Origin of the sequence: Rhodanobacter denitrificans (assembly GCF_000230695.2) — a bacterium.
In the GTDB taxonomy this organism is placed as follows: Bacteria; Pseudomonadota; Gammaproteobacteria; order Xanthomonadales; family Rhodanobacteraceae; genus Rhodanobacter; species Rhodanobacter denitrificans.
On the sequence record NC_020541.1, the window covers coordinates 2,822,037 to 2,847,708 of the forward strand.

Consider the following 25,672-nt stretch of genomic DNA (forward strand, 5'->3'; position numbering starts at 1 on the left):
GCACCGGCGTCCCGCGGCAACGGCTGCAACATGCGCCCGCCATGCTCCGGCGCGGCGGCCCTACGCTTCACCTGCACAGGAGTTCCAAGGACATGACGCAGCGCACGGCATTGGTCACAGGCGGCACCGGCGGCATCGGCAGCGCGATCGTTCGCTACCTCGCCGGGCAAGGGCATCGGGTGGCCACCAACTATCGCAACCCGGACAAGGCCGAAGCCTGGCGCAAGGCGATGGCGGCCGAAGGCATCGACGTGTGCATGGTGCAGGGCGATGTCTGCGACCCGGATGCCTGCGCAACGATGGTCCGCGTGATCGAGGCCAGATACGGGCCGGTCGACATCCTGGTCAACAACGCCGGCATCACCCGCGACACCACCTTCCACAAGATGACCTACCAGCAGTGGACGGACGTGATCAACACCAACCTCAACGCCTGCTTCAACGTCACCCGCCCGGTGATCGAGGGCATGCGCGCGCGCAAGTGGGGCCGCATCGTGCAGATCAGCTCGATCAACGGCCAGAAGGGCCAGTACGGCCAGGCCAACTACGCCGCGGCGAAGGCCGGCATGCACGGCTTCACCATCTCGCTGGCGCAGGAGAACGCGAAGTTCGGCATCACCGTCAACACCGTTTCGCCCGGCTACGTCGGCACCGACATGGTGATGGCGGTGCCCGAGGAAGTGCGTGAGAAGATCGTGGCGCAGATCCCGGTCGGCCGCCTCGGCAAGCCGGAGGAGATCGCCCACGCGGTGGCCTTCTTCACGGGCGACCAGGCCGCCTGGATCACCGGCGCCAACCTGGCGATCAACGGCGGGCATTACATGGGCTGGTGAGGTAGCGCCAAGCGAACGGATGGCGCGTCGGCATGACCTGGCGCGCACTTGCATCACCGCTCGCCACGGGCGTATATCCACCGTAACCCATCCGGTGAAGGGAGATCGCTCATGGTCATGGAACGTGTTTCCGGCACCTGCGTATGGATGCTTGCTGGCCTGGCCCTCGCCGTGGCGCTGCCGTGCAGGGGGCAAAGCGGCGCGGCGGCCACCGGCAGCACTGCCGCTTCCCCTGCCTACCCGCCTTCCACCAACGCGCCCTCCTACGACAGTGACCCGAGCTTCGGCGCCTCGCCGAACGAGGATTTCACCAGCCCCGAGAGCGACGCCAGACCGGGGGTGTATTTTTTCAGGCTCGCCGCCCGCGCCTACGAGCAAAAGAACTACCGCCACGCGATCGACATGTACAAGGTTGCAGCGTCCTGGGCCTACAAGCCGGCCGAATACAACCTCGGAGTGATGTACTACCGCGGCCAGGGTGTGCCGGTGGATCGGCCACTGGGCGCCGCCTGGATGGTGCTGGCGGCCGAGCGCAGCACACCTCAATACGTCGCGGCGCGCGACCTGATGATCACGCCGCTGAGCAAAGCCGAATTCGCCCGGGTCGACGCCCTGTGGAACGAGCTCAAGCCTACCTACGGCGACGCCACCGCCCTGCATCGAGCCAAGATGCGCTGGGCCCAGGTGCGCGCAGGAATGACCGGCTCGCGCACCGGCGGCAGCACCGGGCCGCTGAAGGTCGGATCGAGGGGCGGCCCCTCATCGCCCAGGACGGGCAAGAGCATGACGGGCGCGCCCTTGCATACGGACACCACGGGCTTCGAGATCACCAGCGGACATGACATGCATGGCGTGGTGGCCTATCAGCAGTTCCGCGAAAGCGACAACCCCTACGACCCGAAATTCAAGACGGATCCAGCCGGCACCACCTCGGTGGGTGCCCTGATGCCGATCCCAGCCAGCGAGGCCAGGGAAGCTGCGGACAAGACCCCGGATAACAACCCACCGGCGAACGACAAGCCCGTCCATCCGTAACCGTTCGTCGCCCGGGCGCGAGAACCGCACGGCAGGCTTGACCCGACCCCGGTCGTCTCGACACGCAAGCACGGGCGCGCTCGCGCCCGTGTCCACTCACCCCAGCAGCTTCTCCAGCACCTTGCCCACCGCCGCGAAAGCGAATGCCCCGGTGATGTGGGTGGCGGCGCCCAGTCCGCCACCGCAGGCCAGGTTCAGCGCGTCGCCGCCGGGCGGGCGGGTGCCGCAGACACTGCCGTCGGGCTGCGGGTACTGCACGTTCTGCAGCGAATAGACGGCCGACACGCCGAAGTAGCGATCCGGGTTGCGCGGAAAGTTGAAATCGGCGCGGAGCTTCTTGCGGATCAGGCTGAACATCGCGTCGTGCTCGGTGCGCGACAGGTCGCGCACGCGGATCTGGGTGGGGTCGGTACGACCGCCAGCCGAACCCACGCTGACGATCGGCAGCTTGCGCCGGCGGCACCAGGCGATGGTTTCGAGCTTCACGCGGAACGCGTCGCAGGCGTCCAGCACCACGTCGTAGCCGCGGTCGAGCAGTTCGTCCAGCGTGGACGGGGTGAGGAAGCGCTCGATCGCCTCCAGCCGGATGGTCGGGTTGATCGCGTGCGCGCGCGCCGCCATCACGCCCACCTTCGACTTGCCGAACTCGCCGTCCAGCGCGTGCAGCTGGCGGTTGGTGTTGGACACGCAGACCTCGTCCGCGTCGATCAGGGTGAGCCGGCCCACGCCGCTGCGCGCCAGCGCCTCGGCCGCCCACGAACCGACGCCGCCGATGCCGATCACGCAAACGTGCTTGCCTGCCAGCGTGGCCACGCTGCCGCTGCCGTACAGCCGCTCGACGCCGGCGAAGCGTTCGGCCGGGAACGTCGCGCCGGACGGCTGCATGGTCGTGTCTGCGTGGGTCACCGGGGAATCCTGTTGCAAAGGCGCCATTTTATCCTGCCCGCATGGATGCCGTGCGGCGGCGCGCGCTATTCTGCGGGTTTCCCCACCTGAGGAATCGTAGCGATGCGCGCAGCCCTGATGATCCTGCTTGGCCTGGTGATCGGCGTGATCGGCACGGCCAACGTGATGAATGCGCTGGCCGCGCGCAACCCGATGCCGAAGGCGGTGATGGAAACGATGGGCTACCACGTGGGCGAGCTGAAGAACGCGATCAAGGCCAGGCAGTGCGACCCGGTGAAGGTGCAACATCACCTGGCCCGCCTGGAGTCCACCGCCAGCGACATCACGCCGGTGTTCGGCATCGACGAAAAGGCCTTCACCGACGACGCCGCCCAGCTGCAGGAACGCCTGCACCAGGCCGTGCAGGCCGCGCCGGCGAGCTGCGCAGCGGTGGCGGCCGCGATCAAGCCGGTCGGCGAGACCTGCCAGAGCTGCCACCAGCAGTACCGCTGAGGGAAAGAGCGACCCCACCCCGGCCCTCCCCTGCCAGCAGGGGAGGGAGAAAATCTGTCAGAAGCGGATCTTGCCACGCAGCATCTGGCCGTACATCACCCAGTCGCCCATCAGGCTGTACAACGGGTGCTTGAAGGTGGCCGGGCGGTTCTTCTCGAAGCCGAAGTGGCCGATCCAGGCGAAGCCGTAGCCGACCACCGGCGCCAGCCACAGCCAGCGGAGCTGGCCGCTAGCCAGCGCCATCACGAGCACCACGACGACCAGCGTACTGCCGATGAAATGCATCCGGCGGCACCGGCGGTCGCTGTGCTCGCTGAAGTAGAACGGATAGAACTCGGCAAAGCTGCTGTAGCCGGACATGTTTCTGCTCCGTGGCGGGACGCTCCGATTCTGCCACGCACCACGTCGTGTACTCCGCCTAGGCCGGCAGCGGAATGAACTCCTGGTCGTCGCCGGCCACTTTCGGGAAGCGGCCTTCGCGCCAGTCGGCCTTGGCCTGCTCGATGCGCTCGCGCGTGCTGGCCACGAAGTTCCACCACAGGTGCCGTTCGCCATCCAGCGGCGCGCCGCCGAACAGCATCAGCCGGCTGGCCTCGTGCGCACGCAGCGTGGGCGCCGACGCGCCGGCCTGCACCGCCATCTGCTGCGCGCCGACTTCCAGTTCGCCCCAGCGGACCGCGCCCTCGACCACGTGCACGCCGCGCTCGCTGTGCTCGGCGGGCACCGCCAGTTCGGCGCCGGCGGCCAGCCGTACTTCGAGGAAGAACATCGGCGCGAACACCTTCACCGGCGAACGCTCGCCGTAGGCGGTTCCCGCGATCAACACCGCCTCGACACCGGGCTGGCGGATGCGCGGCAATGCGTCGCTGTCGTGATGATGAAATTCCGGCGCCACCTCGGCATCGGCCTGCGGCAAGGCCACCCAGACCTGGATGCCGTGCAGCATCTGCCCCCCCTGGCGCGCCTCCGGCGGCGTGCGCTCGGAGTGGGCGATGCCGTGGCCGGCGGTCATCCAGTTCACCTCGCCGGGGCGGATGTCGGCCAGGCTGCCGAGGCTGTCGCGGTGGCGGATCACCCCATCGAACAGCCAGGTCACCGTGGCCAGGCCGATGTGCGGATGCGGCCGCACGTCCATGCCGTTGCCGGCGGCGAACGTGGCCGGCCCCATGTGGTCGTAGAACACGAACGGGCCGACGTGCCGCGCCAGCAGCACCGGCAGCATGCGCCGCACCACGAAGCCGTCGCCGAGATCGTGCAGGCGGGTACCTTCAACCAGGGTCGGCACGGCGTCCATCATGTTCTCCTCGACGATTTACCAGGCCCGCTGATATTGCGCCGGGGCGTCGATCTTCGCACCCAGCTGTTGCGCCGCGCGGCGCGGGAAGTACGGGTCGCGCAGGCTCTCGCGCGCGATCAGCACCACGTCGGCCTCGCCATTGGCGACGATCTGCGCGGCCTGCTCCGCGCCGGTGATCAGGCCCACCGCGCCGGTGGCGACACCGGCCTCGCGCCGCACCTGCGCCGCGAACGGCACCTGGTAGCCCGGCCCCAGCGGGATCTTCGCGTGTGGCAGCAGGCCGCCGCTGGAGACGTCGATCAGGTCCACGCCCAGCGGCTTCAGCTGGCGCGCCAGTTCGACGCTCTGCCCGATATCCCAGCCGCCTTCGTCCATCCAGTCGGTGGCCGAGAGACGCAGCCACAGCGGCAGTTCGGCCGGCCACACTTCGCGCACGGCGACGATCACCTCGCGCACCAGCCGGGTGCGGTTCTCGAAGCTGCCGCCGTAGCGGTCCTCGCGCCGGTTGCTCAGCGGCGACAGGAACTGGTGCAGCAGGTAGCCATGCGCCGCATGCACCTCGACCAGGTTGAAGCCGGCCGCCAACGCACGCCGGGTGGCTTCGCGGAAATCCGCGATCACCGCCTGGATGCCCGCCTCGTCCAGCGCTTGCGGCACCTGCCAGCCGTCGTCGAACGGCAGCGCCGACGGCGCCACGATGCGCCAGTCGCCCTGCCCGGCCGGCACCGGGCCATGCCCTTCCCACGGCCGCAGCGTGCTGGCCTTGCGCCCGGCGTGCGCCAGCTGCACGCCGGCGATCGCGCCATGCGCCTTGATGAAGCGGGCGATCGGCTGCCACGCCTCCACCTGGGCCTGGTTCCACAGGCCGGTGTCCTGCGGCGAGATGCGGCCTTCGGCAGAAACCGCGGTGGCCTCGGCGATCACCGCCCCCGCGCCGCCCACCGCGCGGCTGCCCAGGTGCACCAGGTGCCAGTCGTTCGGCACGCCGTCGACGGCCGAGTATTCGCACATCGGCGAGACCACCAGGCGGTTGCGCAGGGTCAGGCTGCGCTGGGTGAACGGATCGAACAGTTTCATGCGGGCATCCGGCAGATCGGGCCTCTCGACATGCAGGCAGGCTCCCGGAGTATCAACCCGCCGCACCGTCGCGAACGGCGAACGCTGCGTCCGACCTGGCCAGCCAGTCGGCGACGCGCGCGGCGATCGGCGCGGGCGTCTTCATCCAGCCGAAATGGTCGGCCGGCAAGCCGCCCAGGTCTTCCCGCGCGATCGCCTCCACCCGGCGTTCGCCCGGTCCCAGCTTGCCCAGCAGCCAGTCCAGCGATGCCGGCGGCCCCAGCCAGTCCTCCTGCAGGCGCAGCGCCAGCAGCGGCAGTGGCAGCGCGGCCAGCCGGCGCTCGAAATCCTGCGCCATCCCGGCCGCCGCGTAACGGCCAGTGCGCCCGCTGCGTGCCCAATCGGCGATCACCCCGCGCGCCTCGTTGCCGCCAAAACCGATCCGCCGCCCGGGCAGGTAACCCACCAGCCTGGCCAGCAAGGGTGCCAGCACGTAAGCCACGCCGATCAGCCAGCCACGCCGGAAGCATCGCCAGTACGGCGAGCCGCTGGCCACCAGCAGCAGGCCGGTGAAGTCGCCTGGATGGAGGCTGGCGTAGAGCAGGCCGAGCTGACCGCCGAGGCTGTGCCCACCGAGCAGGCAGCTCGCCTGCGGCCAGCGCCGGCGCACGGCGGCCAGGCCCGCGGGCAGGTCGTCCTGCAACAACTGGCGATAACCCCAATTGCTGCCGCGGCCGGCGCGCCGATCGCTGGAACCGATGCCGCGCCATTCGTGCAGCACCACCGCGATGCCCCGCGCTGCCAGCGCCTGGGCCAGCGGCAGGTAATGCCGAGCCGGGATGCCCATCGCCGGAATCCAGTACAGCAGGTGCCGCCAGCGGCCGGCAGGAAGCACGGCCAGCCATTCGTAACGCGCGCCGTCGGCTGCGGTTACCGGAACCGCCAGCGGCTCGGCCGCGGCGAGGGTGCTCTCGATGGATCGGTCGGACATCCGCACAGGCTAGCGAATTGCCGCCATCACCACAAAAAAGAGGCCGGCTTGCGCCGGCCTCTTCAAACGAACGCCGCCACCACGATCAGACCGGGGTGACGTCTTCGGCCTGCAAGCCCTTCTGGCCGTCGACGACCTTGAAGCTCACCTTCTGGCCTTCCTGCAAGCTCTTGAAACCCGAGCCGGTGATGGCGCGGAAATGCACGAATACGTCAGGGCCATTTTCACGGCTGATGAAACCGAAACCCTTGGCGTCGTTGAACCACTTGACGGTACCTACTTCACGATCCGACATGACTCACTCCGATCCTATCCAGACGCTGAGACAAACCGGCCCCAACGGGCCGACGGTTTACTGAGCATGCAGGGTCCGGTGCAACAGTCGGATTCAGGAAATCCCTACCGGGCACTCACGTAGCCAAGCAGACGCAGTGGCCCAAGCATAACGGATTTTCAGCCGGTGAGTGATTTGTCAAGCGGGCTGCCAGGGACATTATCCAGGCAGGAAAAAACCGGGCATCGCTGCCCGGTTTTCCTTACACGGGACGGCACTCAGGCCGGGGTGACTTCCTCGGCCTGCAGGCCCTTCTGGCCCTGCACCACCTTGAACGAGACCTGCTGGCCTTCCTGCAGGCTCTTGAAGCCGCCGCCGGTAATGGCGCGGAAATGCACGAAAACGTCCGGGCCGTTGTCACGGGCAATGAAACCGAAGCCCTTGGCATCATTGAACCACTTGACGGTACCGATCTGACGATCAGACATGTTAATCACTCCACAGGTTTATAGACGCGGCGCCATGCGGCAACCGGCCGGCTTGACTGGTGTGCAAGGAAACAACCCAGGGGTGAACGATGAGGCAGATCGCAGATCGGCTGCATCGGGCCACAAACTCTGCTGACCCCGGCAAACACAGTGGGCGGATCATAACGGCACAACGGGGCCGAACGGAATGGAACGAATGCACCGTTTCCGGTCGCGCCGGCGGCAAATTCAGATTCCCTTGACCTTCGTCGCGCTCTAGTGGCGGCGATTCCCCGTATCCGTACCGGTACCCCGAGGGCCGGCACGGTCGCCACCCCGAGGAGAACGATGATGCCTGCCCTGTCCCGCCTTGCCCTGACCAGCGTGCTCGGAGGCCTGCTGCTGGTTGCTTGCGCGCAGCATCCCCGCAGCACCCAGACAACGACCCGTTCCACCGCGGCGACGGCACCCGCCGCCACGAAGGCTGTCGGCGCCTCCCACCGGGAACATGCCGCGACCGCCCCGCGCAGGCCCGCCGCCGAGCCCGACCTGTCGGAGAACACCGGCATCACCGCCTGCGACGACTACTTGGCCAGCTACATGGCCTGCCACCGCGCGGCGGAGATCTTCCCGCCGAGCCAGCTGCCATCCCGCTACGAGGCGATGCGCGCCGGCCTGTTGCGCGACGCGAAGAACCCGGAGATCCGGCCGCAACTGGCGGCACGCTGCAACTCGCTCGCCAGCCAGTTGCGGCAGGCCCTGCACGGCAAGCCGTGCGCGGCGAACCCGGCCCCCGCCGGCAGCACGCCGTAGGCCGCCCGGGCCTGAAGGAGCGGGGCTAGCCGGTGCCCCGCCAGGCGGCGCGCAACAACCGCGCGAGTCCCGCCGGCCGGGTGCGCCCCAGCTGGATCTCCGGGGTGCCGTGCCAGCGGGCGGTCTCGGCGATCGCCCCGGCTACCGCGTGCGCCAGCGTCGGCTCCGGCGACACCGCGGGTTCCAGGAACAGCGCCTTGACCTCGAACACGCCGCTGCCGCGGTGAGCCTTCGCATCCAGCCGGCCGACCAGCCGGCCGCGATGCAGGATCGGCAGCACGTAGTAGCCGTAGCGGCGTTTCGGCGCCGGCGTGTAGCACTCGATGGTGTATTCGAAATCGAACATCGCCAGGGCGCGAGCGCGATCCCACACCAGCGGGTCGAACGGCGACAGCAGCGCGGTACGGGTGGCGCGCAGGCGTCCGGCCAGCGCCTTGTCCAGCGCGTCGGCATGGTCGCGGTGCACATAGCCCGGTACGTTCCAGCCCGCCACCGGCACCGTCAGCAGTTCGCCGCTGGCCACCAGCGGCGCCAGTTCGCGATCGCCGACCTTCGGCTTCAGGCGGAAGTAGTCGGCGATCCACGCCGCCGGGGTCACCCCCAGCGCACGCACGCTGTCGAGGATGAATCGCTCGCGCTGCTCCGCCACCGACGGCGCGAAGGCGGGATCGAACGGCGGGTCGAGCCGGGCCATTACGTTTTCGGCCAGGTCGTAGACGCGCTGGAAGTTGTCCCGTCGCGCCACCATCAGCTCGCCCAGCGCGAACCATGCCTCCAGCCAGCGCTTCTCCGGTTTCCACTCCCACCAGCCCGGCTTGCCGGCGACGTCCGCGCGCGCGAAATCGGCCGACCGCACCGGGCCGGAGGCGCGGATCGACTGCAGCAGCGCATCCATCTCGGTACGTTGCTCGCGGTACATGCGCGCCGCATGGCGATGCGCCCAATGATGCGTGCGGTGATCGTGGCCGCCACGGTGCCAGGCGACGTCGGCGGCGCCGACGAAGCACGCCTCGTGCGCCCAGCACTCGGCCAGCCGCCCCTGCGCCAGCGCCTCGTCCAGCCACGCCGTGGGGTAGTTGCCCAGGCGCGAGTGCAGCACCAGGTAGGGGCTGCGCGCCACCACGTGGATGGTGTCGATCTGCAGCAGGCACATGCGCCCGATCGCCGCCACCACGTCGTCGCGCCGGGGCCGTCGCCGCGGTGGCTGCAGCAAACCCTGCGCGGCCAGTTGCAGCGCCCGCGCCTGGGCCAGGCTCAGCACGCGACCATCACCTGAAGGGACACCCAACGGCGGCGCACCTTCACGACCCCATGACGCGGATAGTAAGCCGGCATATACAAAGCCCCTGCTAGCGTGAAACGCGAGTTCGGCCGAACGGCATTCCGCCCGATCGATCGCGCATGCCCGCACAGCCTCCTCCGATCATTCTGGCATGGAGTACCGATGATGAAACCGCGCAAATCACTGTTGATCGTCTTCGCCACCGTCGGCCTGCTGTGCGGCGGTCCCCTGATCGCGCAGAACACCGCGCCGCAGACGCCACCGCAGGCGCCGATGGATACGGCACCCGCACCAGCTGGCACGGCGGCGGCGACCGCCACCCTGAACACGCCGACCGGCGAACTGGTGGTGCACTCGAGCATGCCGCCGCCTCCGCCGAGCGGTCCGGCGCCCGCCTTCGAGCAGTTGTCCGGCGGCGGGAAATACATCAGCGAGGAGCAGGCTTCGGCCTATCCACTGCTCGCCAACGACTTCCTCTACGCCGACCACAACCGTGACGGCCGGATCAGCAAGAGCGAGTACGCGCGCTGGACCGCAGGCAAATAAGTCCGCACGCCGCAGACGCCGGCCGCGCGCGCGGCCGGCGTTTTCACGCGCCGGTCAGCGTCGCCCATGGCCGCTCCGCTAGACTGGTCCGCCGCCCTGCCAGAACCTTTTCTTCATGAAGCGATTGACTGCGGCCGCCCTCCTGGCCTTGTTCGCCGTTACCCTGGCCTCCGCCGCGCACGCGCAGAACCCGGACCCCACCGACATCCGCGCCTGCACTGCCATCGAGAGCGACGCCCAGCGGCTGGCCTGCTACGACCATGCGACCGGCCGGGTCAACCTGCCGATCGCGCAGAAGCGGGTGGACGAGACGACCACGACGCCGAACATCTTCGGCCGCGACCGCCGGAAGACGCCCAGTGCCGGCGCGGAACCCAACAACGAAGTGGCCACGCCGCTGTCGCTGCTCGACAGCCGCTGGGAGCTGTCGCCGGAAAGCAAGCTCGGCACCTTCAACATCCGCGGCTACAAGCCGGTGTTCGTGCTGCCCGTGTTCGCCACCAGCAACCAGAACAACCGGCCGCACAGCCCGAACCCAGACAACACCGTGCCAGGTCCGGGAGAACAGCTGGACAACGCGGAAGCGAAATTCCAGCTCAGCCTGAAGACCAAGCTGTGGCAGGGCGTGTTCGGCGACGCCGGCGACCTGTGGGTGGGCTACACCCAGTCCTCGCGCTGGCAGGTCTACAACTCGAAGCAGTCGCGCCCGTTCCGCGAGACCAACTACGAGCCCGAGGCGATGCTGGTGTTCGACACCCACTACCAGGTACTGGGCTGGGAGGGCCGGCTGCTGGGCATCGGCTTCAACCACCAGTCCAACGGCCGCGGCAACCCGCTGTCGCGCAGCTGGAACCGGGTGATCGCCAACGTCGGCTTCGAACGCGACGGCTGGACCGTGATGCTGCGCCCGTGGTGGCGCGTGCCGGAAGCACGCCGCGACGACAACAACCCCGACATCGGCAACTACATGGGACGCGCCGAAATGCAGGTCGTGCACGAATGGCGCGGCCAGGAATTCGGCATGGCGCTGCGCCATTCCCTGCGCGGCGGCAGCCGCAGCCACGGCTCGGCGCGCTTCAGCTGGAGTTTCCCGGTGGCCGGCAACCTGCGCGGCTACATGGAGGTGTTCAAGGGCTACGGCGAAAGCCTGATCGACTACAACCACAATGCCACCTACCTGGGGCTGGGCGTGTCGCTGCTCGACTGGTACTAGGTCGGGCCGCAAACGACGAAGGCCCGGCGCCAGCGCCGGGCCTTCACGCATCCGCGGATCGCGGCCTGGCCGCGCCGGCGATCGATCAGTGGTGATGCCCGCCGGCGCCGTGCACGTGGCCGTGCGCCAGCTCTTCCGCGGTGGCGCCACGCACGTCGGTCACCTCGATGGCGAAATGCAGGGTCTTGCCGGCCAGCGGGTGGTTGGCGTCGATGAAGACCACGTCGTTCTCGACCTTGGTCACGGTGACGTTGATCTGGCCTTCCGGGCCGTGGCCCTGGAACTGCATGCCGGGCTGGATGTCCTCGACGCCCTGGAACGCCGCGCGCGGCACCTCCTGCATCAGCTCCTCGTGGCGCACGCCGTAGCCTTCCTCGGCGGCCACGTCGGCGGTGAACCTGTCGCCGACCGCGCGGCCTTCCATCTGCTTTTCCAGGCCCGGCACGATTTGCCCGCTGCCATGCAGGTAGGTCAGCGGCTCGCGGCCTTCGGAGCTGTCGATGACCTGGCCCTCGTCGTCGGTCAGCGTGTAATGGAAGGCGGCAACGGCGTTCTGGGCAATCTGCATGAGGTTCTCGCGAATAGGTTCAAGTCCGCCGGCCAGGTGCCGACACGAACCGCGCAGGTTACCAGAATCGCGAAGAACCGCCTGCAGGCCACGGGAATGCGCCAGCGTTGGCACCGGCGAACCGGCGCGGGAATTCGAAGGGAACCCGATCAGCCGGCGAGCCGGGTCCGCGTATCCTTGCCGATCTTCTCCGGCGTGTCGGTGGAGGCATAGCGTTTCACCACCTGGCCGTCCGCATCGACCAGGAACTTGGTGAAGTTCCACTTGATCGACTCGCTGCCGAGAATGCCCTTGCCCTCGCTCTTCAGCCACTTGTACAGCGGGTCGGCGTGCTCGCCGTTGACCTCGAGCTTGGCGAACATCGGGAAGGTCACGTCGTACTGGGTGCTGCAGAAGGTCTTGATCTCGGTCTCGTCGCCGGGCTCCTGGTGGCCGAACTGGTCGCACGGGAAACCGAGCACCACCAGACCCAGGTCGCGCTGGTCCTGCCACAGCGTCTCCAGCCCCTGATACTGCGGGGTGAAACCGCATTTGGAAGCGACGTTGACGATCAGCAGGGTCTTGCCGCGCCATTCGGCGAGCGAGCGGGGCTTGCCATCGATATCGCGAACGGTGAAATCGTAGACGCTGGACATGGACGGACTCCGTCTTGATGGATCAATCCAGCAGCATACGCCATCGACCGTGATGTCCGTGGCATAGAATGGCCCACCACCCGCAAGCCAGGCTCCGTCGTGATCCGCTTCGTCGATGTCCACAAGTCCTACCGCGTCGACGGCAAGGACATTCCCGCGCTGCAGCCGTTCAACCTCGACATCATGGACGGCGAGGTGTTCGGCATCATCGGTCTGTCCGGCGCCGGCAAATCGACGCTTATACGGCTGATCAACCTGCTCGAACGGCCCAGCGGCGGGCGCGTCTTCGTGGGCGACACCGAGATGACCGCGCTGGCCGAACCGGCGTTGCGCGCGCAGCGGCGCCGGATCGGCATGATCTTCCAGCACTTCAACCTGCTCGCCTCGCAGACGGTGGCGGACAACGTGGCATTTCCGCTGCGACTGGCCGGCGAACGCGATGCCCGTGCATTGCGCGCACGCGTCGACGAGCTGCTGGCGCGAGTGGGTCTGACCGCGCATGCCGACAAGTACCCGACGCAGCTTTCCGGCGGGCAGAAGCAGCGCGTCGGCATCGCGCGTGCGCTGGCCAACCGGCCATCCATCCTGCTGTGCGACGAGGCCACCAGCGCGCTCGACCCGCAAACCACCGCCTCGGTGCTGGAGCTGCTGGCCGAGATCAACCGCGAGCTGAAACTCACCATTGTGTTGATCACCCACGAGATGGACGTGGTGCGCCGCGTGTGCGATCGCGTGGCGGTGCTCGACGCCGGCGCGATCGTGGAGTGCGGCGCGGTCGCCGACGTGTTCCTGCATCCGCAGCATCCCACCACCAAGCGCTTCGTCAACGAGGCGCTGCCCGAGGAGGCGGCCAGCGAGCTGGCGCCGTTCGCCCGCGTGCCCGGGCGCCTCCTGCGACTGAGCTTCCGCGGCGAAGCCACGCTGACGCCGGCCCTGGGCCGCGTGGCGCGCGAGACCGGCGTGGAATTCAACCTCCTCGCCGGCCGCATCGACCGCATCAAGGACCTGCCCTATGGCCAGCTCACCCTGGCGATGCAGGGCGAACGGGTGGACGCCGCGCTGGCCGCGCTGCGCGAGGCTGGCATCGAGATCGAGGAGTTGCACCGATGAACCCGCTGCCGAAACTCTTTCCGAACATCGACGACTGGGGCGAGATCGGCCGCGCCTGCATCGACACCCTGCTGATGCTGGGCGGCTCGCTGGCGCTCACCGTGCTGATCGGCCTGCCGCTGGGCGTGCTGCTGTACCTCACCGGCAAGGGCCAGCTGCGGCCGATGCCGAAGCTCTATGCGATCGCCTCGCTGCTGGTGAACATCCTGCGCTCAGTGCCGTTCATCATCCTGATGATCGTGCTGATGCCGGTCACCTATGCCCTGGTCGGCACCAAGCTTGGCATCCGCGGCGCGATCCCGCCGCTGGTGATCGGTGCGGCGCCGTTCTTCGCGCGGCTGGTGGAGACCGCGCTGCGCGAGGTACAGCAGGGCGTGATCGAGGCCAGCCAGGCGATGGGTGCCAGCCTGTGGCAGATCGTGCGCCACGTCTTGCTGCCCGAAGCGCGTGGCGGCCTGTTCGCCGGCATCACGGTCACCGCGATCGCCCTGGTCGGCTATACCGCGATGGGCGGCGCGATCGGCTCAGGCGGCCTCGGCGACCTGGCCTACCGCTACGGCTACCTCAGCTACAAGTCCGACTACATGCTGGTCACCGTGCTGCTGCTGATCGTGCTGGTGCAGCTGTTGCAGATGATCGGCGACTACATCGTCACGCGTTATAAGCAACGCTGATCTGGTTATTTGCGTCTGGCGGCACAGGCGGCCTAGTTTCGTTGACCGCCCATGAGAATCACCGCCATGAGATTGCTGCTCGCCGCCGTCGCCGCCATCCTGGCCCTGCTCCTGCTGGCCGGCTATGCCGCGCCGAAGTCGTGACGACTCCGAAAGTCATGTTTGCCCCATGTTTGTATTTGGCAGTATAGACGGCTTATCATTGTGCGCCGCACAACCGAGTCCGCCATGAAACTGCTGTTTGCCTCCCTCGCCCTGACCTTGCTGTTGCTGGCCGGCTGCTCCGGCTCCGGCAAGCAGGGCGGCAACGTCCTCACCGTGGCCGCTACCGCGGTGCCGCACGCGGAAATCCTCAAGCAGGCCAAGCCGCTGCTGGCGAAGGAAGGCGTGGAGCTGCAGGTCAAGGTGTTCGCCGACTACGTGCAGCCGAACACCCAGGTAGCCGAAAAGAACATCGACCTGAACTACTTCCAGACCAAGCCCTACCTGGACGCGTTCAACCGCGAACGCGGCACCCGGCTCACCATCGTCACCGGCGTGCACATCGAGCCGTTCGGTGCGTATTCGCGCAAGTTCAAGAGCATCGACCAGCTGCCCGACGGCGCCAGCGTGACGCTGCCGAACGATCCCAGCAACAGCGGCCGCGCGCTGTTGCTGCTGGCGAAACACGGCCTGATCACGCTGAAGGATCCGACCGACGAGATGGCCACGCTGAAGGACGTCACCGCGAATCCGAAACACCTGAAGTTCCGCGAGCTGGAAGCGGCGATGCTGCCGCGCACGCTGGACGAGGTCGACCTGGCGCTGATCAACACCAACTACGCGCTGGCCGCCGGACTGAATCCCACCAAGGACGCGCTGCTGATCGAGGGCAAGGACTCGCCCTACGTGAACTACCTGGTCGGCCGCCCCGACAACCAGGACGACCCGCGCGTGCAGAAGCTGGCCCGGGTGCTGAACAGTCCGCAGATCAAGGCGTTCATCGAGCAGAAATACCACGGCGCCGTGCTGCCCGCGTTCTGACGACGCGCTGCGCTCCCTCCCCTGCTTGCAGGGGAGGGCTGGGGAGGGGTTCGCTCTTGATCTGCTCTTCCCCGCCAGCCCGAGCAACCCCCACCCAACCTCCCCCTGCCTGCAGGGGGAGGAGCCAAAGGCTGCCGCTATACAGTCACCCCTGCGTTGCGGGGATCTCGAACACCTGGCGCAGATACGCCACGTAGGCCTCGTCCTCGCACATGTTCTTGCCCGGCGAGTCGCTCAGCTTGGCCACCGGCTGGCCGTTGCAGCGGATCATCTTGATCACGATGTTGAGCGGTTCGGGACCCACGTCGTTGGTGAGGTTGGTGCCCACGCCGAAGGCGAGCTGGCAGCGGCTGCGGAAATGCGCGTACAGCTGCATCACCCGCGGAATGTCCAGCCCGTCGCTGAACACCAGCACCTTGCTGCGCGGATCGACCCGGTTCTCGCGGTAGTGCGCCAGCACCCGCTCGCCCCAGGCGAACGGATCGCCGGAGTCATGGCGGGTGCCGTCGAACAGCTTGCAGAAGTACATGTCGAAATCGCGCAGGAACGCGTCGAGCCCGTACACGTCCGACAGCGCGATGCCGAGGTCGCCGCGATACTCCTTCGCCCACGCCTCCAGTGCCGCCACCTGCGAATCGCGCAGGCGCGGACCCAGCGCCTGGTGCGCCTGCAGGTATTCGTGCGCCAGCGTGCCCAGCGGGGTCAGGTCGAGCTTGCGCGCCAGCCACACGTTGCTGGTGCCGGCCAGCTGTTCACCCAGCCCTTCGCGCAGTGCGGTCACCACCTTTTCCTGCCACAGCCGCGAATAGCGCCGGCGTGTGCCGTAGTCGGCGATCCTGCAGCCGGCGTAGTCCGGCGTGTCGCGCAGCAGGGCGATCTTCGCCTGCAGCCGCTGGCGCCCCTCGGCCAGATCGAGGCCGCCGCTGGTGTTGCGGAAGTACACCTCGTTGACGATCGCCAGCAACGGCACCTCGAACAGGATGGTGTGCAGCCACGGCCCGCGGATGCGGATCTCGATCTCGCCGTTGGCCGCGGCGACCGGCGCGATCGCCACGTACTTCTCGTTGAGCTGGAACAGCCCCAGGAAATCCACGAAATCGCTCTTGATGAAGCGCCACGTGCGCAGGTAGTCGAGCTCGTCCGGCGCGAAACGCAGCCGGCACAACGCCTTCAGCTCGGCGCGGATCTCCTCGATGTACGGCACCAGGTCGATGCCCGGCGTGCGGCACTTGAAACGGTACTCGACCTGGGCAGCCGGATACTGGTGCAGCACCACCTGCATCATCGAGAACTTGTACAGGTCGGTATCGAGCAGCGAGTCGATGATCATCGGAGGCCGGGGAGCGGAGCGGGATGGATCATTATCCACGCGAATCGCGCAGCTTGTTCCGCGCAAAAAGAAACCCCATCAGCCAGGGGAGGACTGACGGGGTTTGTCAGGCGGCATCCAGGGGAGGAAATGCCGGCCCCTCAGTGACGCGATGCCCTGCGCCACTTTCTGTCGCCATCACGGCGATACACGTGGTTAGTGCGGCCAGTCGCCGATGAGTTCAACCGGCATGGCGACGCTTGTTCAGCTTTCCGACAGGCTGGCGGCCGCAAACGGGCGAGACGGTATGCGCTTCGCCGTCTACAATTTCCTCAACCTCGGGCGGGATCGACCATGAAGCTGTTTGCCGTGTGCCTGCTCGCGCTGTGCCTGGTCCTGCCCGCGAGCGCGGCCGAGCTGAAGGTCGACCTCGGCCACGGCGTCGTCACCTATCGCAGCGAAACCCTGCTCAGGCGCCCCGATGCGCGCACGATCAGCGTGCCCGGCGACGTGGCGTTCCGGCGCGCGATGCATTACCGCGCAGTGCCGCTGGTCGCGCTGCTCGACGGCATCGGCCCCGGCGATCATCTGCAGTTCGTCGCCGGCGACGGTTTCGCCGCCGAGATCCCCGCCGCGCTGCTGCTGAACGCGCAAGGCAGTGAAGCGTGGCTGGCGATCGAGGATCCGGCGCAACCGTGGCCGACGCTCCCGGGGCATGGCCACGCCGGGCCGTTCTACCTGGTGTGGACGCGGCCGCAGGCCGCCGGCATCGGCACGGAACAATGGCCGTACCAGCTGGCGAGCATCCGCAGGCTGGCCGGCGTGGCCGAGTGCTTCCCGGCGATCCTGCCCGATCCGGCGCTGCCGGCGGACAGCGAGGTGCGGCACGGCTTCGCGGTATTCCAGCGCACCTGCTTTGCCTGCCACACGCTCAACGGCCAGGGCGACGCCAGGCTCGGCCCCGACCTGAACCTGCCGCACAACCCCACCGAATACCTGCGCGCCGACCTGCTGCGCGCCTTCATCCGCAACCCGCAGTCGCTGCGGCAATGGCCGCAGGCGAAGATGCCGGGGTTCGACACGCACGCGCTGCCCGATGCCGACCTCGACGCCGTACTGGCCTACCTGCGGCACATGGCCGGACGCAAGCGCGGCGGCTGAAGCGACCGCGCGATTCACGGCACGGCCAGCGCATCGGCCTGCTGCGAATCGCACAACGCCTGCAGCGTCCGTTCGCGCTGTGCCTTCGGCTCGCGCGCCAGCTTGCGCACGCTGGCGTAGAACGCCGGCCACTGCCCCTCGGCCTGGCGGAACAGCGCGGCGAAGGCCGGCGTCCAGCGTTCGTACAGGCCGAACGGCAGCAGCCGCGCATTGTTGATCGGCTGCGAGACCCAGGCGTCGTAGCGGTGCTCGCCCGGCCAGTCGCGCTCGCGCCACTGCGCATAGCGGACGCGGAATGCCGCGATCTCGCCCTGCTTGCCCGCCTCCATCGCCGCGGCGTCCGCGCCGCTGGCATACAGCGTCGCCAGGCGCGTACGCAGGTCCAGCACCAGGCGGGTGAAGCCCTCGTCCATCGCCCGGGCCCGCTCGTCCGGCGGCGGCAGGCCGCGCGACTGGCGCCATTCGCGCAGGCCCTCGCTCTGCACGAAGCTGGCGAACGATTCGTTGAACGCGGTGTCGCCCTTCACGTAGATCAGCTGGTGCGCCAGCTCGTGGAAGATCGTGCCGTCCAGTTCGTCGTCGTCCCAGCGCAGCATGCTCGACAGGATCGGATCGGCAAACCAGCCCAGGGTGGAATACGCCGGCACGCCGCCAATCCAGACGTCATCGCCGCGCGCGCGCAGCCGCGCCGCATCGGCCTTCGCGTCGGCCTCGGCGAACCAGCCGCGATAGGCGACGCAACCGCTGACCGGGAAGCACTGCGGCACCGCCTGCACCGAGTAACGCGGCGTGGCAAACACGTTCCACACCACGTAGGGCCGATCCAGCGCAACGTAGCCGGTGTAGCTGCGGTTGTCCGGCAGGGCCAGCCGCTGCGAGGCGAACCGGCGCGCCTGCCGCGCCTGGCGCAGACGCGCGGCGAGCTGCGGATCGGTGGCCGGGTCGTGCACCAGCTCGCTCACCGCACGGCGATGCGCGATCAGCTCGCCCTGCCCGTGCACCGCCTGTGCGTAGTAGCGCAAGCCGCCGCAGGCGCACAGCAAAAAGCCCATCGCCGCGATGGCGATGAGCCTTGGAATGCATTTGCGTGGCGGCACGAATCCGGGCATCCCCCGATGGTGCCTCAAACCTCAGCGGCGATCGTCGCGGTCGTGACGATCGCGCCGCTGCGGGTTGCCGTCGCGACGATCGCCGCGATGGTCGCCGCGGTCGCCGCCGTGGCCCTGCCACTGGCCGGCATGGCCGCGATAGTCGCGATGGTCGCGGTAGCGATAGTCGTCGTGCCGGTAGCGCGAACCGCCGTACCACACGCTGCTGACGCCCACGCTCACGCCGGGCGCATAGCAGCAGCCGTAGTAGCCGCCGTAATAGTCGTCGTAGTAGGCCGGCGCCGCGTAATAGGCGTTGCCGCCGTCGCCATAGTAGGCGTCGCCGGCGTAGCCGGAGCCACGCACATAGCTGTAGCCCGGATCGTAATAACAGCCCGACAGCGTCGCCGCAGCGACGATCAGGACAACACTGGCCAGCAGGCGTTTCATGATCCGTCCCCGTGTGGGAGTAGCGAGGCCACGGTAGGCCGCGCTGCTTGAACCCGCACTGAGTCCTGGCGCCTGCCCTGCCGGCGTTTACCCGCCAGCCATGTGCCGCCGTCCGCCCGCGGTAGCGGCCTCCGGAATCCGGCCCGCGCGCTGACTGTCACCCGCTCCTCTTGGCCGCCAGCAAGGCCTGGATTCTCGCCACGGCGTCTTCCTGGCTGATGCGCTGGACCGGCGCCGGCGGGCGTTTGCGCGCTGCCGGCTTCTTCGCCGCGGCGGCGGCAACCGGCCGGCTCGCCACCTTCCGGGTAGCTGGCTTCTTCACGGCCGCCGGCGTCGCCGCGGCCTTCTTCTGTGTCCCCTTGCGCGCAGCGGTCTTCTTTGCGGTCGGCTTCGCAGCTGGCGTCTTTCCGGCAGCGGCTTTCCCTGTCGGGGACTTCTTCGCAGCCGGCTTGCGGATGGTGGCCATACGTTCGTTCTCCTGCGGCGGGCAATGGGACCGTGACCAGTATGCACGCCCCGGCCGCGCCGGGCATGACGCGGCGCAGGCCGCGTTCATCATCAGAAGCTCGGCTGCATCAGCGCGTCGAGGAAATGCGGCAGCACCCGCGGCTCCGCCAGCAAGGTGAAGACCATACCGTAGGCCGCGCCCCACAGGTGCGCGCTGTGGTTGACGTTGCCCTGCCCGCGGCGGTCCATGTAGATCGAGTAACCGGTGTACAGCACCGCGTAGACGATCGCCGGCATCGGGATCACCAGCACGATGATCCGCGACCACGGCGCCAGCAGGATGAAGGCGAACAAGACGGCCGATACCGCGCCCGAGGCGCCGAGGCTGCGGTAGCTCGGGTTGCCGCGGTTCTTCAGGTAGGTCGGCAGGATCGAGACCACCAGGCCGCCGATGTAGAACAGCGCGAAGCCGAACGGCCCCATGCGCGCGGCGAAGAAGCCCTCCATCACCCGGCCGAAGAAGAACAGCGTGATCATGTTGAACAGCAGGTGGCCGAAATCCGCATGCACCAGGCCGTAGGTCACCAGCCGGTGGTATTCGCGCTGGCGGGCGATCGCCGGCGGCCACAGGATCAGATCGTTCAGCAGGCGGCTGTTCTTGAACGCCATGAACGAGACGATGCAGGTGATGGCGATGATGGCCAGGGTGATCGGCATGGGCGATTCCGCGTCGGGCAGCAAAAGCGCACATCTTGGCGCCCGCGCCGCGGCTTGTCGACTTTCCGCCCGCGCCACCGCGACCACCGGCGCTTATGCCCCGCCCGCTCGTCGATATTCCGCGGGATCACTGCCCAGCCCGGAGACAGGCGGCTATCATTCGCCGCTTTACGCGACCGCTGCGGTCGCCCGGCGCATGCCATGACCTCGCTCCGCTACCTGCATCTGGACGTCTTCGCCGCCACCTTGGGCGGCGGCAACCATCTTGGCGTGGTGATCGGCGCAGGCGACTGGAGCGCCGAGGCAATGCAGCGCTTCGCGCGCTGGACGGCGCTGGTGGAGACCACCTTCCTGCTGCCGCCGAGCGACCCGCGGGCCAGCTATCGCGTGCGCATCTTCACTCCGCACAAGGAAATCCCGTTCGCCGGCCACCCCAGCATCGGCAGTGCGCACGCCGCGCTGGAATGCGGCCTGGCCCAGCCGCACGATGGCCTGTTGTGGCAGGAATGCGGCGCCGGCGTGCTGCCGATCCGCGTCGAAGGCAACGGCACCAGCCGCGAACTGTTGCTGCAGTCGCCCGGCGAGCGGGTGCTGGACACCGGCCGCGACGCCCATCCGCTGCTGGCGGCCACGCTGGCCGGCATCGAACTGGGCGTGCTGCCGCCGGCGCTGGTCGACGGCGGGCGGCGCTGGTGGCTGGCCGAGGTGGCGGACGAAGCCAGCCTGCGCGCGTGGCGGCCCGACCACGCGGCGATTGCCGCGCTGGCGCAAGCCAGCGACAGCATGGGATTGTGCGCATTCGCAAGAAGCGGTCACCCCGACTACCAGCTGGTGGTGCGCGCGTTCCCGGCGGGCGTGGGCATCGTCGAGGACCCCGCTTCCGGCGCCGCCAACGGGCTGATCGCCGCGTATATCGTGCACGCCGAACCGCACGGCGCGCTGGCCCGTGGCTACCAGGTCAGCCAGGGTCGCGAGATCGGCCACGACGCGCAACTGCTCGTGCACATCGACGGCAACGCGATCTGGGTCGGCGGACGCAGCCACACGGTGATCGACGGCACGCTGCAGTGGGCGCCGTAACGCCCTGTACCGGCTATTCGCGTTCGTCCAGATGCGCCCGGCGCGCGGCGACCAGCGCCAGTGCCGACCAGTCCAGTTCCGCATCGCCGGCGGCCAGCGCCTCCAGCATGGCGTCGCGCAGCACGCCGGCGAACGGCAGCGGCACGCGCTGCGCCTCCCCCGCGGCCAGCGCCAGCCCCACATCCTTGTAGCCCAGCGGCAAGGCGAACCCGGCCGGCTTGAAACGCTGCTCGGCGATCAGCCTGCCGTAGCCCTGATAGGCCGGCGCGGCAAACAGCGTATTCGTCATCACGTCGAGAAAGTCCGCCGCGCTGACGCCGTGGGCGCGCGTCAGCGCCGTCGCCTCGGCCATGCTCTCGATCGCGCTGGCCAGCATGAAGTTGCCTGCGATCTTCGCCACGTTCGCGCGCTCCGGCGCCTCGCCCAATGGCCACAGTTTGCTGCCCATCGCCTCCAGCAGCGGCCGCACGCGTTCGATGGCGGCCGGCTTGCCGGCCACCAGGATGTTGAGCTTGGCCGCAGCGGCCATGTCCGGACGGCCGAACACCGGTGCAGCGACGTACTCCAGCCCGCGTTTCTCGTGCTCCGCGGCCAGCTCCCGCGCCAGCGCCACCGAGATCGTGGCGTGGTTGACGTGCACGGTGCCGCGATCCATCGCGTCGAGCAGGCCGCCGTCGAGGAACACCTCGCGTACCGCCTGGTCATTCGCCAGCATGCTGCACAGCACCTCGCCCTGCGCGGCGCGGTCGGCGCTGCGCGCCACTCGGGCCCCCAGCGAGGCCAGCGGTTCGGTGGCCGCGACGGAACGGTTCCACACCGTCAGCGTGTGGCCGGCCGCCAGCAGGTTGCTGGCCATCGCGCTGCCCATCGCGCCGAGACCGATGAATCCGACTTTCATGCGGGTGTCCTCGTGTCGAAACCGGCGCACAGTGAAGCACGCGGGATATTCAATCCGCGCGAAATCCGCCGTGCGCAAGCAGCCTCACGCCGCCTGCCCGGCCGCCTGCCCCGAGGCCCACGCCCACTGGAAGTTGTAGCCGCCCAGCCAGCCGGTGACGTCGACCACCTCGCCGATGAAGTACAGCCCCGGCACCAGCTTCGATTGCATCGTGCTGGAGGACAGCCCGTCGGTATCGACGCCGCCCAGGGTGACTTCGGCGGTGCGGTAGCCTTCGGTGCCGCTGGCGGTGATCGGCCAGGCATTGAGTTGCGCACCGACCTGGCTCAGTTCGGCGTCGCGGTACTGGCGCATCGGGCGGCTCTCGTACGCGGGGAGCGGCCAGGGATGGCCGCTGTCTTGAGGAGCGAGGAACCATTGCTCGCACAGACGCTGCGCCAGGCGTTTCGGCAACACGTCGCCCAGCACGGTTTTCAATTCCGCCAGCGGCCGCGCCGCGCGCTGTTCGATCAGGTGCGCGCCGGCGTCCCGGTTCGGCAGCAGGTCGATGCGCAGGTCGTCGCCGGGGTGCCAGTACGAGGAAATCTGCAGGATCGCCGGACCACTGATGCCGCGATGGGTGAACAGCAGGCCGCCGCGAAAACCCTGCTTGCCGACCCGCGCCTCCACCGCTGGCAGCGCCACGCCGGCCAGATCCTGGTAGTGCTCCTGGTGCTTGCCGCTCAGGGTCAGCGGCACCAGGCCGGCACGCGTGGGCAGCACGGCATGGCCGAACTGGCGCGCCAGTTCGTAGCCGAAGCCGCTCGCACCCATGCTGGGGATCGACAGGCCGCCCGAGGCGACCACCAGCGACTCGGCATGCACCTCGCCGCGCGCGGTGTGCACGCCGAAGCCTTCCGGCGTCTTGCGCACGCGCTGCACGCCGCAGCCCGCCTCCACCGTGACTCCGGCGGCGGCGCATTCGTCCAGCAGCATGCGCACGATCTGCTTGGCCGAGTCATCGCAGAACAGCTGGCCCGATTCCTTCTCGTGATACGCGATGCGGTGCTTCTCGACCAGCGCGATGAAATCCCACGGCGTGTAGCGCGCCAGCGGGGACTTGGCGAAATGCGGGTTGGCCGAAAGATAGTTCGCCGGCGTGGCGCCCATGTTGGTGAAATTGCAGCGGCCGCCGCCGGACATCAGGATCTTCTTGCCGACCTTGTTGGCGTGGTCGACCACCAGCACGCGGCGGCCGCGCCGGCCGGCGGCGATCGCGCACATCAGGCCGGCGGCGCCGGCGCCGATGATCAACACGTCGGTTTTCAAGAACTAACCATGGTTGCACCGTTGTGCTTTGGCTCGTCATCCCGGCGCAAGCCGGGATCCAGTGCCTTTGCCAACTATGAGGCGCTGGATTCCGGCTTGCGCCGGAATGACGAGAAGGAAAGTCGCGCATTATCGCCCAGCCGCATGGCTTACACTTTGCTCCTGTTTCCAGCGAGCCGCCGCCATGCCTTCCTTTGACGTGATCTCCGAAGTCGACAAGCACGAACTGACCAATGCGATCGACCAGGCCAACCGCGAACTGACCACCCGCTTCGACTTCAAGGGCGTGGACGCGCAGTACGTGCTGGACGACGGCGTGATCACCCAGAACGCGCCCAGCGAGTTCCAGTTGCAGCAGATGCTGGACATCCTGCGCGGCCGGCTGACCGCGCGGAAGATCGACATCCGCGCGCTCGACGTCGGCGACCCGGAAACCAACCTGGGCGGCTCGCGGCAGAAGATCACCGTGAAGCAGGGCATCGAGCAGCCGGTGGCGAAGAAGCTGGTCGCCGAACTCAAGGCGGCCAAGCTCAAGGTCGAGGCGCAGATCAACGGCGACAAGCTGCGCATCAGCGGCAAGAAGCGCGACGACCTGCAGGCGGCGATGGCGGTGCTGCGCAAGTCCGAGGTCGAGCTGCCGCTGCAGTTCGACAACTTCCGCGACTGAGTTCAGGCCCTCGACAGCAGCCGGCCGCCCATCGCGGCATTGACCGCCACCACCACGATCACCGCCAACGCGTGGGTCAGCAGATCGGTGGCGGCGGAGTCGAACGCGTGGCAGATCTCCAGCAGGCTGGCCGAGGCTGCCGCGCTGGCTAGGCCGATCAGCACCGCGGTGAGCACCGGCCGCAACGGACACGCGCGGCGCAGCAGCACGATCAGCAAGGCGGACAGCGGCACCGAGAAGCCGATGATGAAAATCAGGCAATCGGCGGACTGATGCATGCCGGCGATCTCGGTGCCCGGCGCGATCCATTCGCGCAGGCAGCCGAGGCCGCTGGCACCGATCCACAGCAGCGCTCCGGGCAGCGGCAGCCACGCCCACGCCGCACGGCGCCCTGGCACGCCCAGCGCGAACGCGGCCCACGCCGCGCAGATCGCGGTGATCGCCGCGCCGATGCCGGCCCAGGCCAGGTCCGGCGTGGCATCCCAGCGCCGCAGCATCGGGCCCGCGCCGTAATGCATCAGCAACCCGACCGCGAGCGCCACCACCACCAGCAGCCAGCCGGCGGTGCGCAGCCATGGCGGCAGCAGACGCCGCACCGGCACCAGCTCGGTGCCAAGGCGGTCGATCAGCGCCTCATGGGATTGCGGGTCGGACATCACGTCAGGGTTCTCCATGGAAACGTTCGCGCAGTGCCTTCAGCGCGCGGTGCAGGTTCACTTTCAGCGCGCCGGTGTTGCGCCCGGTCAACTCGGCCGCCTCGCTGAGCGAACGCTCGCGCAGGCCCAGCTGTTCCACCGCCTCGCGCTGGCCCGGCGGCAATTCGGCGATCGCCTCGTGCAGGCGCTGCGCGCGCTGTTCGCCCTCGGTGGCGGCGCTGGCGTCGTCGGCATCCGGATGCTGGTCGAGCGCGACATCGTCGCGCAGTTCGCGGCTGTCGCGACGACCGCGGCGGCGCAACGCGTCGATCGCGCGGCGACTGGCGATCGCGGTCAGCCACGCATCGTACGAACGGGTCGGGTCGTAGGTGTGGCGCACGCGGTGCACGGTGATCAGGGCCTCCTGCACCACGTCGTCCAGCTGATCCTGCGCCACGCCCTGGCGCCGCGCGGTGGCGCGGATCAGCGCCACCGAATCGGCCAGCAGCCTCTCGTAGGCGCGTCGGTCGCCGGCCTGTGCCGCAACCATCCACGCCGCCCGGCGCTGGCTGGGCGACTCGCCGTCATTCGCGGTGGCCACATCGGCTGGCACGGTCGGGGCGGGACTCGTTCGCAGGGAAAGTACGCTATCTAGACCCATGAAGCCGGTGGCGGTCAAGGCTTGCGACATGCTTCG

General features: G+C 68.4%; 31 protein-coding genes. 12 read left to right on the forward strand and 19 right to left on the reverse strand.

Annotated features, from left to right (window positions below; genetic code table 11):
* Positions 1-92: 92 nt before the first annotated feature.
* Positions 93-833 (forward strand): beta-ketoacyl-ACP reductase, encoded by a 741-nt coding sequence (gene phbB, locus R2APBS1_RS12930; RefSeq protein ID WP_007507941.1) that lies wholly within the window; start codon positions 93-95, stop codon positions 831-833.
* Positions 834-944: 111 nt separating this feature from the next.
* The gene (locus tag R2APBS1_RS12935) at positions 945-1,868 is read left to right on the forward strand and encodes a tetratricopeptide repeat protein (RefSeq protein WP_015448250.1); all 924 of its coding nucleotides are present in this window, start codon (positions 945-947) and stop codon (positions 1,866-1,868) included.
* A 96-nt stretch (positions 1,869-1,964) separates the two neighbouring features.
* On the opposite strand, the gene R2APBS1_RS12940 is transcribed toward R2APBS1_RS12935, so the two are convergent.
* Entirely contained in the window at positions 1,965-2,753 is a 789-nt protein-coding gene (locus R2APBS1_RS12940) for a tRNA threonylcarbamoyladenosine dehydratase (RefSeq protein WP_041676777.1), read from the reverse strand.
* Between the two features lie 123 nt (positions 2,754-2,876).
* Here R2APBS1_RS12940 and R2APBS1_RS12945 point away from each other — a divergent pair, with 123 nt between their 5' ends.
* Positions 2,877-3,266, forward strand: a complete 390-nt coding sequence (locus tag R2APBS1_RS12945) for a cytochrome c (protein WP_015448252.1) — start codon at positions 2,877-2,879, stop codon at positions 3,264-3,266.
* Between the two features lie 57 nt (positions 3,267-3,323).
* On the opposite strand, the gene R2APBS1_RS12950 is transcribed toward R2APBS1_RS12945, so the two are convergent.
* The 6 genes from R2APBS1_RS12950 to R2APBS1_RS12975 form a co-directional block, all read right to left on the reverse strand.
* A complete protein-coding gene (locus R2APBS1_RS12950) occupies positions 3,324-3,626 on the reverse strand; it encodes an Mpo1-like protein (RefSeq protein WP_015448253.1) in 303 nt (100 codons plus the stop codon).
* Between the two features lie 58 nt (positions 3,627-3,684).
* The gene (locus R2APBS1_RS12955; protein ID WP_015448254.1) at positions 3,685-4,560 is read right to left on the reverse strand and encodes a pirin family protein; all 876 of its coding nucleotides are present in this window, start codon (positions 4,558-4,560) and stop codon (positions 3,685-3,687) included.
* An 18-nt stretch (positions 4,561-4,578) separates the two neighbouring features.
* Entirely contained in the window at positions 4,579-5,640 is a 1,062-nt protein-coding gene (locus tag R2APBS1_RS12960; RefSeq protein ID WP_015448255.1) for an NADH:flavin oxidoreductase/NADH oxidase, read from the reverse strand.
* A 52-nt stretch (positions 5,641-5,692) separates the two neighbouring features.
* The gene (locus R2APBS1_RS12965) at positions 5,693-6,610 is read right to left on the reverse strand and encodes an alpha/beta hydrolase family protein (RefSeq protein WP_015448256.1); all 918 of its coding nucleotides are present in this window, start codon (positions 6,608-6,610) and stop codon (positions 5,693-5,695) included.
* Positions 6,611-6,695: 85 nt separating this feature from the next.
* Positions 6,696-6,905, reverse strand: a complete 210-nt coding sequence (locus R2APBS1_RS12970; RefSeq protein ID WP_007507924.1) for a cold-shock protein — start codon at positions 6,903-6,905, stop codon at positions 6,696-6,698.
* Between the two features lie 257 nt (positions 6,906-7,162).
* Positions 7,163-7,372, reverse strand: a complete 210-nt coding sequence (locus tag R2APBS1_RS12975) for a cold-shock protein (RefSeq protein WP_007507922.1) — start codon at positions 7,370-7,372, stop codon at positions 7,163-7,165.
* 327 nt (positions 7,373-7,699) lie between these two features.
* Between R2APBS1_RS12975 and R2APBS1_RS12980 the strand changes: the two genes are divergently transcribed.
* Complete coding sequence (locus R2APBS1_RS12980; protein WP_231378358.1) at positions 7,700-8,164, forward strand: hypothetical protein; 465 nt, start codon at positions 7,700-7,702, stop codon at positions 8,162-8,164.
* A gap of 25 nt (positions 8,165-8,189) precedes the next feature.
* Here the strand turns inward: R2APBS1_RS12980 and R2APBS1_RS12985 are convergent, their stop codons facing one another.
* On the reverse strand, positions 8,190-9,425 hold the full coding sequence (locus R2APBS1_RS12985) for a winged helix-turn-helix domain-containing protein (RefSeq protein WP_015448257.1): 1,236 nt from the start codon (positions 9,423-9,425) through the stop codon (positions 8,190-8,192).
* Positions 9,426-9,608: 183 nt separating this feature from the next.
* Here R2APBS1_RS12985 and R2APBS1_RS12990 point away from each other — a divergent pair, with 183 nt between their 5' ends.
* Together R2APBS1_RS12990 and R2APBS1_RS12995 are read left to right on the forward strand one after the other, a co-directional pair.
* On the forward strand, positions 9,609-9,992 hold the full coding sequence (locus R2APBS1_RS12990) for a hypothetical protein (RefSeq protein WP_015448258.1): 384 nt from the start codon (positions 9,609-9,611) through the stop codon (positions 9,990-9,992).
* A gap of 115 nt (positions 9,993-10,107) precedes the next feature.
* Positions 10,108-11,205, forward strand: coding sequence for a phospholipase A (locus R2APBS1_RS12995; RefSeq protein ID WP_007507914.1), 1,098 nt, complete (start codon positions 10,108-10,110; stop codon positions 11,203-11,205).
* Between the two features lie 85 nt (positions 11,206-11,290).
* On the opposite strand, the gene R2APBS1_RS13000 is transcribed toward R2APBS1_RS12995, so the two are convergent.
* A complete protein-coding gene (locus R2APBS1_RS13000) occupies positions 11,291-11,773 on the reverse strand; it encodes an FKBP-type peptidyl-prolyl cis-trans isomerase (protein ID WP_007507912.1) in 483 nt (160 codons plus the stop codon).
* Positions 11,774-11,922: 149 nt separating this feature from the next.
* Positions 11,923-12,408: a glutathione peroxidase gene (locus R2APBS1_RS13005; RefSeq protein ID WP_015448259.1), complete on the reverse strand. Its 486-nt coding sequence runs from the start codon at positions 12,406-12,408 to the stop codon at positions 11,923-11,925.
* 99 nt (positions 12,409-12,507) lie between these two features.
* Here R2APBS1_RS13005 and R2APBS1_RS13010 point away from each other — a divergent pair, with 99 nt between their 5' ends.
* From R2APBS1_RS13010 to R2APBS1_RS13020, 3 genes are all read left to right on the forward strand, one after another.
* Entirely contained in the window at positions 12,508-13,518 is a 1,011-nt protein-coding gene (locus R2APBS1_RS13010) for a methionine ABC transporter ATP-binding protein (protein WP_015448260.1), read from the forward strand.
* The gene (locus R2APBS1_RS13015) at positions 13,515-14,192 is read left to right on the forward strand and encodes a methionine ABC transporter permease (RefSeq protein WP_015448261.1); all 678 of its coding nucleotides are present in this window, start codon (positions 13,515-13,517) and stop codon (positions 14,190-14,192) included. The genes R2APBS1_RS13010 and R2APBS1_RS13015 overlap by 4 nt, the downstream gene beginning before the upstream one ends.
* Before the next feature lie 228 nt (positions 14,193-14,420).
* On the forward strand, positions 14,421-15,215 hold the full coding sequence (locus R2APBS1_RS13020) for a MetQ/NlpA family ABC transporter substrate-binding protein (RefSeq protein WP_015448262.1): 795 nt from the start codon (positions 14,421-14,423) through the stop codon (positions 15,213-15,215).
* 145 nt (positions 15,216-15,360) lie between these two features.
* Here R2APBS1_RS13020 and pncB read toward each other — a convergent pair whose 3' ends face one another.
* Entirely contained in the window at positions 15,361-16,545 is a 1,185-nt protein-coding gene (gene pncB / locus R2APBS1_RS13025) for a nicotinate phosphoribosyltransferase (protein WP_007507903.1), read from the reverse strand.
* Positions 16,546-16,878: 333 nt separating this feature from the next.
* Between pncB and R2APBS1_RS13030 the strand changes: the two genes are divergently transcribed.
* Positions 16,879-17,685 (forward strand): c-type cytochrome, encoded by an 807-nt coding sequence (locus tag R2APBS1_RS13030; RefSeq protein ID WP_015448263.1) that lies wholly within the window; start codon positions 16,879-16,881, stop codon positions 17,683-17,685.
* A 14-nt stretch (positions 17,686-17,699) separates the two neighbouring features.
* On the opposite strand, the gene R2APBS1_RS13035 is transcribed toward R2APBS1_RS13030, so the two are convergent.
* The 4 genes from R2APBS1_RS13035 to R2APBS1_RS13050 all read right to left on the reverse strand — a co-directional run bounded on the left by R2APBS1_RS13035 (position 17,700) and on the right by R2APBS1_RS13050 (position 20,387).
* Positions 17,700-18,737: an aminopeptidase gene (locus R2APBS1_RS13035; protein WP_037115191.1), complete on the reverse strand. Its 1,038-nt coding sequence runs from the start codon at positions 18,735-18,737 to the stop codon at positions 17,700-17,702.
* Positions 18,738-18,815: 78 nt separating this feature from the next.
* On the reverse strand, positions 18,816-19,223 hold the full coding sequence (locus R2APBS1_RS13040) for an LptM family lipoprotein (RefSeq protein WP_015448265.1): 408 nt from the start codon (positions 19,221-19,223) through the stop codon (positions 18,816-18,818).
* A 157-nt stretch (positions 19,224-19,380) separates the two neighbouring features.
* Positions 19,381-19,689 carry a hypothetical protein gene (locus R2APBS1_RS13045; protein WP_015448266.1) on the reverse strand — a complete coding sequence of 103 codons (309 nt, stop codon included), beginning with the start codon at positions 19,687-19,689 and terminating at the stop codon, positions 19,381-19,383.
* A 92-nt stretch (positions 19,690-19,781) separates the two neighbouring features.
* Entirely contained in the window at positions 19,782-20,387 is a 606-nt protein-coding gene (locus R2APBS1_RS13050) for a rhomboid family intramembrane serine protease (RefSeq protein WP_007507894.1), read from the reverse strand.
* A gap of 201 nt (positions 20,388-20,588) precedes the next feature.
* Here R2APBS1_RS13050 and R2APBS1_RS13055 point away from each other — a divergent pair, with 201 nt between their 5' ends.
* Positions 20,589-21,467 (forward strand): PhzF family phenazine biosynthesis protein, encoded by an 879-nt coding sequence (locus R2APBS1_RS13055; protein WP_015448267.1) that lies wholly within the window; start codon positions 20,589-20,591, stop codon positions 21,465-21,467.
* Positions 21,468-21,480: 13 nt separating this feature from the next.
* Here the strand turns inward: R2APBS1_RS13055 and R2APBS1_RS13060 are convergent, their stop codons facing one another.
* Positions 21,481-22,365: an NAD(P)-dependent oxidoreductase gene (locus tag R2APBS1_RS13060; protein WP_015448268.1), complete on the reverse strand. Its 885-nt coding sequence runs from the start codon at positions 22,363-22,365 to the stop codon at positions 21,481-21,483.
* Positions 22,366-22,449: 84 nt separating this feature from the next.
* A complete protein-coding gene (locus tag R2APBS1_RS13065; protein ID WP_484587429.1) occupies positions 22,450-23,628 on the reverse strand; it encodes a BaiN/RdsA family NAD(P)/FAD-dependent oxidoreductase in 1,179 nt (392 codons plus the stop codon).
* 229 nt (positions 23,629-23,857) lie between these two features.
* On the opposite strand from R2APBS1_RS13065, the gene R2APBS1_RS13070 reads away from it, so the two are divergent.
* On the forward strand, positions 23,858-24,340 hold the full coding sequence (locus R2APBS1_RS13070; protein WP_007507886.1) for a YajQ family cyclic di-GMP-binding protein: 483 nt from the start codon (positions 23,858-23,860) through the stop codon (positions 24,338-24,340).
* Positions 24,341-24,342: 2 nt separating this feature from the next.
* Here the strand turns inward: R2APBS1_RS13070 and R2APBS1_RS13075 are convergent, their stop codons facing one another.
* The gene (locus R2APBS1_RS13075; RefSeq protein WP_007507884.1) at positions 24,343-24,996 is read right to left on the reverse strand and encodes an NrsF family protein; all 654 of its coding nucleotides are present in this window, start codon (positions 24,994-24,996) and stop codon (positions 24,343-24,345) included.
* Between the two features lie 4 nt (positions 24,997-25,000).
* On the reverse strand, positions 25,001-25,666 hold the full coding sequence (locus R2APBS1_RS13080) for an RNA polymerase sigma factor (protein ID WP_015448271.1): 666 nt from the start codon (positions 25,664-25,666) through the stop codon (positions 25,001-25,003).
* Positions 25,667-25,672: the final 6 nt, after the last annotated feature.